The organism is Bacillus sp. ES1-5, assembly GCF_022487605.1.
Classification (GTDB): Bacteria; Bacillota; Bacilli; order Bacillales; family Bacillaceae_G; genus Bacillus_A; species Bacillus_A wiedmannii.
On sequence record NZ_JAKVPU010000001.1, the window covers coordinates 800,474 to 812,019 of the forward strand.

Genomic DNA, 11,546 nt, shown 5'->3' on the forward strand with positions numbered 1-11,546 from the left:
TTATTCTCCTTTACGAGACTCCGTCATTTGTTTCCATACAGAACCTTTTGCTTCTTCCCCACCTTCAATACGCTCTAATGCTAGACGCGCTTGCATCGCTACTTCAAACTCTGGATCATCCTGCGCTGCTTTTAATGCCGGAATCGCACTTTCATCTCCAAGTTCAAATAAGAACATCGCGGCACGCCAGCGTACTAATTTACTTGAATCTTTCAGAGATTTAATCATAACGAACATCGCTGCTGGATCACCTACATCTGATAAGCAATCGCCTGCTGTACGGCGAACACTTACTGAACGATCTAATAACGCTTTATATAATAACGGCAATACTCCATCACCTTTTACCATACCTAAATACGCTGTTGCTAAACGGCGGATCGAAACTTTTTCATCATCTAACGCCATCTTCAACACTGGCATATCTTCTTCAGTAGGATCCATTTGTTCTAATGCTGCGAAACGGTTTTTCCAGTCAGCATCTTTCATCATCTCTTCTGTTACTTTATATGGCTCACGCTTTTGAATCGTTACTTCAACAGCACCTGCCTGGTTTAATAATTCTTTAACCGTTTCATTTACACGTTCTTCTGAATAAGCAGCAACAATCTCTTCTACTACTTCTTTCCCGATTTCTTCAAAATTACCGTAACGTGTACTTTGTTCCACCCATTTACGTTCTTTTACAACGTTTGGTGCAGACATTTGTACTTTCATAATTGATTCTTTAAAACGATCTGGTAAGCCAACACGTTCTTCCGATGTTCCATCTGTTAACTTTACTTGCATTGGAATTGTAAAGAACATTTGAACAAACACTTTCACTTCTCCAAAATGAGCAAGTTGTTGTTCTTCACTTTCTTCTACTACCTCTTCGCCGAAAACAGAACGAACTTGTTGTAATAAAACTTTCCAGTCATACTTTGCATTTCGCTCCACTGCTAAAAAGTCAGCTACATGATATACACCTTTAATGCCTTCAATTTTCAAAATTTCTTGCACTTGCATTGGTGCTTGTTCTTTATTTTCATTTGTATAATTATTACGCGCTCCTGATGGTAATACTTCATTCAAAATAACTTTCATTGTATTTGGACTTGGCGTCGGTTCAATTGCTTTAATCTTCACGTAAAAAACTCTCCTTTATTGCGTGTTCTTACGTGTATTGTAACATGTTCCACCTCTCTAAACCTACTCGGATGCTTTATCTTGCTGATTTCTTTCCATCATCATACTTTTTCATTCTTTCTCTTTCCACCTAATTCCCCCAAACCATTGTTTAAAGCCCTCTCTTATTGTGATGCGCCCTCCCGCCTTCTCTCCAAAAATGTAATGCTCTCAATCAAAACTTCAGTTCTATATATTCTCTTCCCCTGATCATCCTCGTAATTACTCGTATGAATACGTCCGGTAATTCCAACAAGTGACCCCTTCGTACAATATTCAGTTACATTCTCAGCCGATTTTCTCCATACGAGACAATTAATAAAATCTACTTGTTGCTCACCTAAACTATTTCGAAACCCTCTATTTACCGCAACACATACTCGTGCATAAGCGACGCCTTGCTTCGTGTAGTATAATTCTGGCTCCTTCGTCAATCTACCGATTAATACAACTCGATTCATCATAAGTTATACCACCTCACATATTTTTCTTCATTGTAAAGAAAAATGTTTGAAGGGTAAAAAGCGTAAAATAATATAATTTAAAGTAAAAAAATATTATTTTATATGTTATAAAAACAAAAAAGAAACCTTACATATTTAAAACATGTAAGGTTTCAAAATTTATACTTCACTACATGATATGTAATATCCACCGCGAGCCATCTTTATTTCAACGCGGTACATTACATTTTCTAAGTAAAAAGTAATCGGTTTAACTTTACTCTCAAAATTCAATTGTTCCTGACATTCATCCGCATACCTTTCGATAGCGGAAATAATAACTTCTGATGATGGATACGTTAAAGCATCATCTAGTTCTATGAAAAAACTTTTAGAAAATAGTTTTTTCATAATCCCTTTCTTCTCTTTCATCATATTCCATCCCCTTCATTTCAAATTAACAGCATCCAATGATACTACATTCTCAATTTATCTTTGACAATAAAAAAATCCTGCATTTTTCATGCAGGATTTTTTTATTAGTCATTTTTCGTAAAGTAAGAAACGAAACGAAGAATTTCTAAGTATAACCAAACTAATGTAAGCATTAGTCCCATTGCAGTGTACCACTCCATATATTTCGGAGCTTGACTACGTACACCATTTTCGATTAAATCGAAATCTAGTAATAAATTTAATGCAGCAACTACGATAACAACTGCACTAATAATAATACCGATCGTACCGCCTTGGTGAATGTAAGGAACAGTTACACCAAACATGTTTAGTAGAAATACGACTAAATACATAACCATAATTCCAAGTGTTGCTGCCATCACGCCTGTACGGAATTTATCCGTTACCTTTACTACACGTGTTGCATATAACACTAACATTGCAAATAGAATTGAGATTGTTAGTAATACAGCATTTAAAACGATAGAATCGCCAAATTTCATTGTATAAACCGCTGAAATACTACCTAATACAACCCCTTCTACCGCCGCATAGATTGGTGCACCAAAAGGTGAAATACGCGGGAAGAACATTGACGCAAATGCGATGATTGCCGCAACGATTAAAGCACCAATTAACACTGGCATCTTCATCGTCCCCTGCATCATCTGTATGTATGAATAGACAGACGTTGCAAGTAGCAAGATAAGCATAATAAACGTTTTGCCTACTGTTCCGCCAATCGTCATCGCAGAAGCGCTTGCTCCCTCTTTACGGAATGCCTCTTTTTTCAACATTGGATTAGATGTTCTCATTTTTTCCCTCCTAAAATAGGTTCTACCAATAGTGTAAAGTTTTTCTCTTTACTTTTCAATATATGCAGCTTGTTTTTATTTTAATCCTTCAACGATGTCTGATAGTTCACTCCATCTTTCCATCGTTTTTTCTAGCTCTTCTTCTGTTTTCTGCTGTGCTTCAGATAATTCTTGTGCCTTTGTGAAGTCAGATCCAACTTTCGCAAGTTCTTCTCCAATTGACTCAATTTTCTCTTCTAGTTCGGCAATTGTATCTTCAATTGTTTCCCATTCACGCTGCTCATTGTATGAAAGTTTACGTTTACGTTGTTGTTTCGGCGCTTCTTCTACCACTTTTTTCTCTTTTTGAACTTCCGCCTTTTCAATAAGTTCTTTTGTCTTTTCCATTTCTAAAAAGTCCGTATAACTACCTAGGAATTCACGCACTTCGCCTCCGCCACTAAAGATGAACAATTCATCTACTACTTTATCTAAGAAGTAACGGTCATGCGATACAGTTAAAACGACACCTGGGAAATCTTCTAAATAATCTTCCAGTACTGTTAATGTTTGTGTATCTAGATCATTCGTAGGTTCATCCAGTAATAGTACGTTTGGTTCTCCCATTAAAATACGTAATAAATATAAACGTCTTCTCTCGCCACCAGATAGTTTACCAAGCGGTGTACCATGTGAATGCGTCGGGAATAAGAAACGTTCTAGCATTTGAGATGCACCAATTACTTTTCCATCTGTCGTATGAATAACTTCTGCAATCTCTTTAATGTATTCAATCATACGTTGATTTAAATTCATCTCTTCGTTTTCTTGCGTATAATAAGCAACTTTTACAGTTTGCCCTACTTCAACTTCACCACTATCAGGAGATAGCTTACCTGCAAACATATTTAAAAGAGAAGATTTCCCACTTCCATTCGCTCCAATGATTCCGATACGATCTCCTGGTTTCACAATATGATTAAAGTTGTGTAATACCGTTTTATCACCGAATTTTTTCGTTACATCTTTTAACTCCAGTACTTTTTTCCCAAGGCGGCTACCGCTAAGCGCAATATCAACTGACTGTTTTGCAGCTGGTCCTTCTTGACCCTTTAGCTCATCAAATCGTTGAATACGTGCTTTTTGCTTTGTCGAACGAGCTTTTGCACCGCGGCGGATCCATGCTAGTTCGCGGCGATATAAGTTTTGACGTTTTGATTCTTGCGCAATTTCTTGTTCTTCACGAAGTGCTTTCGCTTCTAAAAATGTACTATAGTTTCCTTCGTAACTATATAGTTTACCATTGTCTAATTCAAAAATACGGTTTGTCACACGATCTAAGAAATAACGATCATGGGTTACAAGTAATACGGCACCATTATATCGTGCTAAATATTCCTCTAACCATTCCACTGTCTCATGGTCAAGATGGTTCGTAGGCTCATCCAAAATTAATAAATCAGGTGTTTCAATAAAACATTGCGCCATTGCAATACGCTTTTTTTGTCCACCAGATAGGTTTCCAACAGTTGCTGTAAAATCAGTAATTCCTAATTTCGTTAATAACGATTTTGCATTCGCATTTGCTTCCCATGCACTCATCGCATCCATACGTTGCTGCACTGCAAATAATTGTTCCTGTACTTTTTCATTACTTGGATCTTTTTCGATATTTAATAACGATTGTTCATAATCACGAAGAAGACGAATTAAAGGTGTATCACCATGGAACACTTGCTCTAATACTGTTAGTTTTTCATCAAACTCTGGTTGCTGTGATAAATAACTAATTGTATAACCACGTGAATGCGTCATATCACCTGTATCAGGAGTTTCTAACCCTGCAATAATTTTTAATAATGTCGATTTACCAGTACCGTTTACACCAATAATCCCGACACGTTGTCCTTCTGTAATACTACATGATAATCCATCAAATAACGGTTTTTCTCCGTATGATTTCGATAAGTTTTCCACAGTTAACATTTTCATATTTGTGCATTCCACTCTTTCATAAATTGTTCAATAAACTGTTCCATATAACGATGACGAACTTCAGCCTCTTGTTTTGCTGCGTTCGTGTTCATTAAGTCTTTTAGTTTCAAAAGTTTTTCATAAAAATGATTTAAAGATGGATCGTTATTTTTTCTATATTCATCTTTCGTCATCACTTCACGCGGAGGAATAGTTGGATCATACATTAATCTCCCTTTCGCTCCACCATACGCAAATGTGCGAGCTATTCCAATTGCTCCAAGTGCGTCTAAGCGATCCGCATCTTGAACAAGCTTCCCTTCAAGTGACTCCACTTTACCGCCATGACCACCTTTATAAGACATATTGGCAATGATATGAAGAACATGTTTACTTTCCTCTTCTTCCACATGTAATTCTTCTAACCAATCAGAAACTTTTTTCATTCCTGCTTCTTCACTTTCATTTAACTTCTCATCTGCCACATCGTGAAGTAATGCAGCCATTTCAATTATAAAACGATTTCCCCCTTCTTGCTCGGATAAAGAAATCGCCAGTTTATGTACGCGTTCAATATGATACCAATCATGCCCACTCGCATCTTTTTCTAAAATATGTTTTACAAAAGTAATTGTTTTTTGAATCTTTTCTTGTTTTGTCATTTTATCTTCACCCAGTTACTTATTGTAACACGCCCGCATTTTTTCATCACATATTTTCTTGTCCGCCCATACACTGAGTGGTAAGCATCATCATGGAGGAGGAATAAATATGTTCTATAATAATCAACCGCCTTATCCTAGGCAACCATTTTACCCTCAGCAACAGGACCAAAGATACACAGAACAATATGAAGAACAAGAGCAACAATATGAACAAAATCCATACGAAACACCGCAAAACCAAGAAGCTAATTATCAACAAAACGCATACGACACACGTCCTAATTATGAATATCCTCAAAACCCATATGCAGCACCACAAAATCAAGAACAACAATTTCAGCAAAATCCATACGCAACAACGCAAAATCAAGAAACTGAATATCAACAAAATCCATACGACACACGTCCTAATTATGAATACCCTCAAAATCCATATGTAGCACCACAAAATCAAGAACAACAATTTCAACAAAATCCATACGCAACTCAGCCGCAAATGTATCAACCAAACTATGACGCGCGTGTTTCACCACCGGCACCTCAAACGATCGATCCGACACAACCACAAATCTTACCACCAGGACCAACATTTGATATTACACAACCGCAAATCTTACCGCCTGGACCAATTACAGAACCAACACAACAACAAATTCAACAAGTTGTCGGTACACAGTTTTTACCTTTAAAGAAACCTGTACTAGATTTCGTAAAACCTTGGGTAGATTACGGTTTAAATGAAGCAAAACATACATCACACAAACATGCTTTAACAGAAGTTGCTGCGATTATGTTTTTAGTTGGGAAAGGATTCAATCCTACGATTGCACATTATATTGTGGAATCTTGGGAGAAGAATGAGCAGTTTTAGGGGTTTTTATTCTCACAAAACTATAAAAGTGTCACAAATGCCTATTTCATAAGCATTTGTGACACTTTTTGTTTGTTATGTTAAATGTCATTTCAATACTGAATTACTGCAGTTATCTTTTCCTTCTAGGACCTACAATTAATTTAATCGCCGTTCTTTCTTGATCATTAATAGTAACCTCTTGAAATGCTGGAACAAAGGCCAAATCAATACCACTTGGAGCAACAAATCCTCTTGCGATTGCAATTGCTTTAATCGCTTGATTTATAGAACCCGCCCCAATCGCTTGAATTTCCACATTGCCACTTGTTCTTAGTACACCAGCTATTGCACCTGCTACTGAATTTGGTTTTGATTTTGAAGATACCTTTAATATATTTTCCATGTAAGTTGCTCCCTCTATTATTTAATCGCTCTTTTGTTACGGTTTAAAATATTTCAACGTATCTTTTATTACTATTCACACCAAAAGCAAACAATGCTACATATGTACATTCATTCGATACTTTTCGTCTTCTTCCTGCCCCACTATGTAAATAAAAGATAATAACCATAAACTCTAATATACAAACACTTCAAAATAGACATTCACTTAAACGATCACATCATTGCAACTGAGGATAATGGTTTTACTTTCACATGTAAAATATGAGTGCCCGCTTTACTTCAATCTTTCAAGATATTCCACTGATATTTCCACCAAAACATCAACCTTTTCTTCTTCAAAATCGTTACAGCTACTATTCTATTACTACATTTCATCATATTCGCACTTTATACTCCAAATCTATCACCTTTTATATAAGACAAGCATAAAATACTATGAGTATACACTTCATTCATAATAGGAGGTAATATATTGGGTTCATACTACCATTCTTCAAATTCAAATAAAAAATGTTCATGTAACTCTTCTTCCAGTTCATATAAAAAATGTTCATGCAACTCCTCTTCTAGTTCCTATAAAAAATGTTCATGCGACCATTCACATAAAAAAAACTGTCCAGCATACGGCACTTTTTGGCAAACTGAGTTTATAACTGTTCCTTTTGGAGATCCTTTTCCATTTAATCACGTTGGCCCTATAGCAGGAGGAGTTTCCTTACTAAATCCTACTACTATACAATTTAGTCAAGCTGGTGATTATAGAGTTTCTTTCATTTCAACGATTAACACTACTTCAAATCCTGTATTTCCACATATTCCAGTCATGACTATATTTTTAAATAATAATCCACTTGCTAATAGTCAAGGTGATTTCGCTTTCCAAATGAATACTTCATCAAATAACGAATGTCTTCAACTAGCAGGCGAAACGATTGTTACAGTGACAGCTAATTCCACTCTTCAACTGAAAAATAATAGTGGTTTTAATCGTCAAAGTATTGCGACTTGTGATAATGGTATTAATTCAGTTGAATTAACAGTTATAAAACTAAGTTAATAATCCTCTTCACATTCAGATGCTATTTCAGCATCTTTTTTTATTGAATAATGCTCTTTTGCTTCCTATAATCAAACATAAATTCCATTGTACGTTTCTGTTAATCTAATAAACATGAAAAAAGTACCGAACTCTTCTACTACAAAAGTTCGGTACTTTTTATATTAAAAACCCCTCATTCTTTCTTACTTCTCCACATAAACCGACTTAACAATTGTACGATTATACGGTTGTCCTTCTTTATTCATCCCTTTTATATCCATCGTAACGTTGTATACTCCTGGTTGCTTTATGTCCTTCAAAGCACCAGTAAATGTAGTATTATTAACATTTTGTAATTCATTATATTCAGAGACTAGTTTCCCTTCTTTATTAACTACTCTTACTGTTATAGAAAGATCCCCTTTCATTTCAGGTGCCACAGGTGATTTTTTCAGTTTATACTCAGATTTTTTCACTTTAACTTTTGTAGGCATTTGTAGAACAAATGGCGCACCACTATTGTAATCGCTTACAACTAAATATGCATCTTTCGACTGCTTCGCCATCATTTTAACTTTCCATTCTCCTACATCCATTTTATCAAATTTAAATGTTCTAATTGTCGCACCACCAAAGAAAGATTCACCTTCACCAGTAGTGATAACGCTATCCTTATTTGTATACATTTTTCCTTTTGGAGACATCATTTGTACTTCTACATCTGAAGACGCTGTTAAGATAGAAACGATTCCTTCAGCTTTTTTATCAACCGTAACAGTTTGCTCTATCCACTGATTTTGTGGCAATTCTCCTCCTAAAATGTTTTGATTTGAAGTTGTATTTAATTGTTCTATATTTTCATTTGAACTAGTGCTGGATGCTACTAACGCTGGTACAGCTACATTTGATGTACGTAAATATGGTTCAATTCGAGAGAAAACAGCAGATCCTTTTCGTATATTATCATGATCAAATCTGGAATCTGTAAATAAATGCGTTCCATATGGCAGCTTAGCACTCCACTCATTTACTAGTCCATCATTTGAACCGTATGATGACAAATAGAACCCGCCCATAGATAGCGCAGAAAATACTGGTCCCCAGCTAGTCCCAGTAGCCGTATAGTAACGGTTTAATTTAGCTGCTGGATTATTATCAATCGTTGAACGAAATTTTGCCATTTCGCCCATTTGTAATGAGTACGTACCATCATCTTTTTGACCTAAAATAGAAGCCAGCCATCCTGCCCACCAACTATATGATAAATCCGCTAAATTTGAACCATGATGTGGCGTCGCAAGCGTAATAACATTTCCGACAAACCGATTTGCACCATATCCTACTAACGCAGCTTGTGTATCGATACCGCCTTTACTATGTGCAACAATATTAACTTTTTTACCGAAATGATTATATATTTCTTCTAATTTTTGTGCTAACAATTTTCCGTTATCCCACTGACTAGCTGACCCTTTCCCAGCAGCATCATATAATTGTATAAATACTGTTTGATAGCCTTCTTTCAAAGCATAGTCATACATATCATTTATATCGTGATACACTGTCTTTCCATACCAACTATCAGCATTCCCATTCCTTCCTTGTATAAAAAGAATTGGAGGCTTATTCTCATCGTAATTAGCAGGTTTTTGACCTAAAAACCATTCTCCAGGTGTAAATACTTCTTTATCTGGAAATCCCGTTTTAATTTCTTTTACTTCCTCCGCCTCTACCTTCGTACTAACAGCCATCGGAGTTATAATAAAAAATGCGAGAAATAATAACATACACCTTTTCAAAATCCTCATTAACATTCCCCCTTTTTTGAAAGGAAGCACTATTTTTACTCTAGTTATTTTTGCAGGTGAAATAACTAGTAACTGTCCTTTCTTATGAAACGTTATTCTCTCAACATGTATTCATTCCTTTTCCTATTCAGCTCATTAAAAATTTCTCAACATATTTCTAGCTAAAAAAGCTGCGTATAAAAGGTCTATTTCATAACCTTTTATACGCAGCTTCTTTCTTATAAATCAATGATATACTCATCATCATATTTATCGTATTGGAGCCCTGATCCTATTTTTGATTCCGTAACTTGATCTCTTAAAAACGGTGCAGCTTCCATTTTGCTAGTTGCAATTTCAATTCCATATTTTTTCGTTAAATGGGCTAATTCTATTAAAAACCACTCTCTTCGCAATGTAACTGGAATATCAAATGTTCTTCTTTTCATATATAATAGCACCTCTTTAATTTCATAACTTAATGAACATCATTACATGCACGTGTGAAAACTACCTTTCATCACTAACATCCAATGAAACATTATAGTATATGCATGTCCATTTTAAACGTGCTATTACAAAACAACATTTCAGTTTACATAATCATATTATGTAAGAGTAGAAGAGAAAGGTATATCCCTTCTCTTCTACTCTAGAAATTTAAATTAAGAACATCTTGGTACACCTAAAGCTAAGAATAAACCTGCTACTCCCGCAGTAATCGGTACTTTTAACGTAATAACATCGTCTACTTTCGTTACTAAAAAGAAAGCATTACCTTCTTGTAATATACAAGTTACCAATAATTGAAATTCCATTTAAACCCCCTCCTTTCAATCTATATATTATACTTTATGAATTTTCTTTAAAAATGTAATAGGAAATACATCTATTTTTCCTTATATATAAAATAAATGTTTATAAGTCTATTAAAAATACTAATTTTCTAAATTTATATAAATCGTGTAATATCCAATAAGTTCCTATATAATCAATAGTGAAAATCTTACAAATGGAGGTATAAAAATGGCGATTTTGAGTAATATTGGTGCAGCTTTATTTTTTATTGCTTTTATTCTTTTAATACTATGTATCATTTCATTCTTTAAGAAAAATGGAAAAGCAAAACAATATGGTCGTCCTACTGTTATTCTTTTTATGATTTCAATTCTCTTAATAGGAATGGGCACTACAAAATCTGAACACCCATTCATCGATTTTTTTGCCACTTTAAGTTTAATTTTATTTATTTTTTTCCTTGTTCTAGCAATCTTATCCGTAATTAAAAAGACAGGTGTAGCAAAAAAACAATTTATTATCACTGCTATTTTATTTGTCATTTTTGTTGCATTATCAAGTATTTCAGCTCCTTCTTCTGAAAAGACGACAGCAACAAATAAACAAGTCGCTTCTAATAATGCAGAGAAAAAAGATGATAAAAAGAAAGAAGCGGACGAGAAAACCCAAAAGCAAGAAGATGAGAAGCGTCTTGCCGATGAACAAGCTCGTAAGCAAGAGGATGAAAAACTCCACGCCGAAGAGCAAGCTCGTAAGCAAGAGGATGAAAAACTCCACGCCGATGAACAAGCTCGCAAACAACAAGAAGAGCAAAAACGTCTTGCTGATGAACAAGCTCGTAAACAACAAGAAGAGCAAAAACGTCTAGCTGATGAACAAGCTCGTAAGCAACAAGAAGAGCAAAAACGCCAAGCTGATGAACAAGCTCGTAAACAACAAGAGGAACAGAAAAAAGCACAGCAAGCTCAAACTCAACCTGCTGCAAGTAACAATAGTAACGTAACTTACGCAAATTGTGCCGCAGTTAGAAGTGCTGGGAAAGCTCCTTTATATAGAGATCAACCAGGTTATAGTTCTAAACTTGATCGTGATGGTGATGGAGTTGCATGTGAAAAATAGTATAAAAAAGAAGCTTCTAGTAAGCTTCTTTTTTTATTATCAGAAA

Annotated in this window: 13 protein-coding genes; 3 read left to right on the top strand and 10 right to left on the bottom strand. The window is 35.2% G+C overall.

Annotated features, from left to right (window positions below; all coding sequences use genetic code 11):
- The 6 genes from MKO96_RS04100 to MKO96_RS04125 form a co-directional block, all read right to left on the bottom strand.
- On the bottom strand, nucleotides 1-1,128 hold the full coding sequence (locus MKO96_RS04100; RefSeq protein ID WP_240586763.1) for a conserved virulence factor C family protein: 1,128 nt from the start codon (nucleotides 1,126-1,128) through the stop codon (nucleotides 1-3).
- Between the two features lie 164 nt (nucleotides 1,129-1,292).
- Nucleotides 1,293-1,631 carry a single-stranded DNA-binding protein gene (locus MKO96_RS04105; RefSeq protein WP_088080138.1) on the bottom strand — a complete coding sequence of 113 codons (339 nt, stop codon included), beginning with the start codon at nucleotides 1,629-1,631 and terminating at the stop codon, nucleotides 1,293-1,295.
- 159 nt (nucleotides 1,632-1,790) lie between these two features.
- On the bottom strand, nucleotides 1,791-2,045 hold the full coding sequence (locus MKO96_RS04110) for a DUF4318 domain-containing protein (RefSeq protein WP_240586764.1): 255 nt from the start codon (nucleotides 2,043-2,045) through the stop codon (nucleotides 1,791-1,793).
- A gap of 104 nt (nucleotides 2,046-2,149) precedes the next feature.
- Nucleotides 2,150-2,881 (bottom strand): Bax inhibitor-1/YccA family protein, encoded by a 732-nt coding sequence (locus tag MKO96_RS04115; RefSeq protein WP_001260655.1) that lies wholly within the window; start codon nucleotides 2,879-2,881, stop codon nucleotides 2,150-2,152.
- Between the two features lie 75 nt (nucleotides 2,882-2,956).
- Nucleotides 2,957-4,852, bottom strand: a complete 1,896-nt coding sequence (locus MKO96_RS04120; protein WP_240586765.1) for an ABC-F family ATP-binding cassette domain-containing protein — start codon at nucleotides 4,850-4,852, stop codon at nucleotides 2,957-2,959.
- The gene (locus tag MKO96_RS04125; RefSeq protein ID WP_087980942.1) at nucleotides 4,849-5,496 is read right to left on the bottom strand and encodes an HD domain-containing protein; all 648 of its coding nucleotides are present in this window, start codon (nucleotides 5,494-5,496) and stop codon (nucleotides 4,849-4,851) included. The genes MKO96_RS04120 and MKO96_RS04125 overlap by 4 nt, the downstream gene beginning before the upstream one ends.
- 109 nt (nucleotides 5,497-5,605) lie before the next feature.
- On the opposite strand from MKO96_RS04125, the gene MKO96_RS04130 reads away from it, so the two are divergent.
- Nucleotides 5,606-6,370, top strand: coding sequence for a hypothetical protein (locus MKO96_RS04130; protein ID WP_240586766.1), 765 nt, complete (start codon nucleotides 5,606-5,608; stop codon nucleotides 6,368-6,370).
- A 112-nt stretch (nucleotides 6,371-6,482) separates the two neighbouring features.
- Here the strand turns inward: MKO96_RS04130 and spoVS are convergent, their stop codons facing one another.
- Nucleotides 6,483-6,755 (bottom strand): stage V sporulation protein SpoVS, encoded by a 273-nt coding sequence (gene spoVS / locus MKO96_RS04135; RefSeq protein WP_000427790.1) that lies wholly within the window; start codon nucleotides 6,753-6,755, stop codon nucleotides 6,483-6,485.
- Between the two features lie 474 nt (nucleotides 6,756-7,229).
- Here spoVS and MKO96_RS04140 point away from each other — a divergent pair, with 474 nt between their 5' ends.
- Nucleotides 7,230-7,814, top strand: a complete 585-nt coding sequence (locus MKO96_RS04140; protein ID WP_240586767.1) for a preprotein translocase — start codon at nucleotides 7,230-7,232, stop codon at nucleotides 7,812-7,814.
- Nucleotides 7,815-7,999: 185 nt separating this feature from the next.
- On the opposite strand, the gene MKO96_RS04145 is transcribed toward MKO96_RS04140, so the two are convergent.
- From MKO96_RS04145 to exsG, 3 genes are all read right to left on the bottom strand, one after another.
- Nucleotides 8,000-9,583 carry an esterase/lipase family protein gene (locus MKO96_RS04145; RefSeq protein ID WP_483298319.1) on the bottom strand — a complete coding sequence of 528 codons (1,584 nt, stop codon included), beginning with the start codon at nucleotides 9,581-9,583 and terminating at the stop codon, nucleotides 8,000-8,002.
- A 239-nt stretch (nucleotides 9,584-9,822) separates the two neighbouring features.
- The gene (locus MKO96_RS04150; RefSeq protein ID WP_046959276.1) at nucleotides 9,823-10,032 is read right to left on the bottom strand and encodes a hypothetical protein; all 210 of its coding nucleotides are present in this window, start codon (nucleotides 10,030-10,032) and stop codon (nucleotides 9,823-9,825) included.
- A 216-nt stretch (nucleotides 10,033-10,248) separates the two neighbouring features.
- Nucleotides 10,249-10,401 carry an exosporium protein ExsG gene (gene exsG, locus MKO96_RS04155; RefSeq protein WP_000395678.1) on the bottom strand — a complete coding sequence of 51 codons (153 nt, stop codon included), beginning with the start codon at nucleotides 10,399-10,401 and terminating at the stop codon, nucleotides 10,249-10,251.
- 208 nt (nucleotides 10,402-10,609) lie between these two features.
- Here exsG and MKO96_RS04160 point away from each other — a divergent pair, with 208 nt between their 5' ends.
- On the top strand, nucleotides 10,610-11,500 hold the full coding sequence (locus tag MKO96_RS04160) for an excalibur calcium-binding domain-containing protein (RefSeq protein ID WP_240586769.1): 891 nt from the start codon (nucleotides 10,610-10,612) through the stop codon (nucleotides 11,498-11,500).
- Nucleotides 11,501-11,546 lie beyond the last annotated feature (46 nt).

What these genes read in the sequence shown, in the direction of transcription:
- MKO96_RS04105 (WP_088080138.1), bottom strand. Translation starts at nt 1,631, where the DNA reads ATGATGAATCGAGTTGTATTAATCGGTAGATTGACGAAGGAGCCAGAA.
- MKO96_RS04110 (WP_240586764.1), bottom strand. Translation starts at nt 2,045, where the DNA reads ATGATGAAAGAGAAGAAAGGGATTATGAAAAAACTATTTTCTAAAAGT.
- MKO96_RS04115 (WP_001260655.1), bottom strand. Translation starts at nt 2,881, where the DNA reads ATGAGAACATCTAATCCAATGTTGAAAAAAGAGGCATTCCGTAAAGAG.
- MKO96_RS04120 (WP_240586765.1), bottom strand. Translation starts at nt 4,852, where the DNA reads ATGAAAATGTTAACTGTGGAAAACTTATCGAAATCATACGGAGAAAAA.
- MKO96_RS04125 (WP_087980942.1), bottom strand. Translation starts at nt 5,496, where the DNA reads ATGACAAAACAAGAAAAGATTCAAAAAACAATTACTTTTGTAAAACAT.
- MKO96_RS04130 (WP_240586766.1), top strand. Translation starts at nt 5,606, where the DNA reads ATGTTCTATAATAATCAACCGCCTTATCCTAGGCAACCATTTTACCCT.
- spoVS (WP_000427790.1), bottom strand. Translation starts at nt 6,755, where the DNA reads ATGGAAAATATATTAAAGGTATCTTCAAAATCAAAACCAAATTCAGTA.
- MKO96_RS04145 (WP_483298319.1), bottom strand. Translation starts at nt 9,583, where the DNA reads ATGTTATTATTTCTCGCATTTTTTATTATAACTCCGATGGCTGTTAGT.
- MKO96_RS04150 (WP_046959276.1), bottom strand. Translation starts at nt 10,032, where the DNA reads ATGAAAAGAAGAACATTTGATATTCCAGTTACATTGCGAAGAGAGTGG.
- exsG (WP_000395678.1), bottom strand. Translation starts at nt 10,401, where the DNA reads ATGGAATTTCAATTATTGGTAACTTGTATATTACAAGAAGGTAATGCT.
- MKO96_RS04160 (WP_240586769.1), top strand. Translation starts at nt 10,610, where the DNA reads ATGGCGATTTTGAGTAATATTGGTGCAGCTTTATTTTTTATTGCTTTT.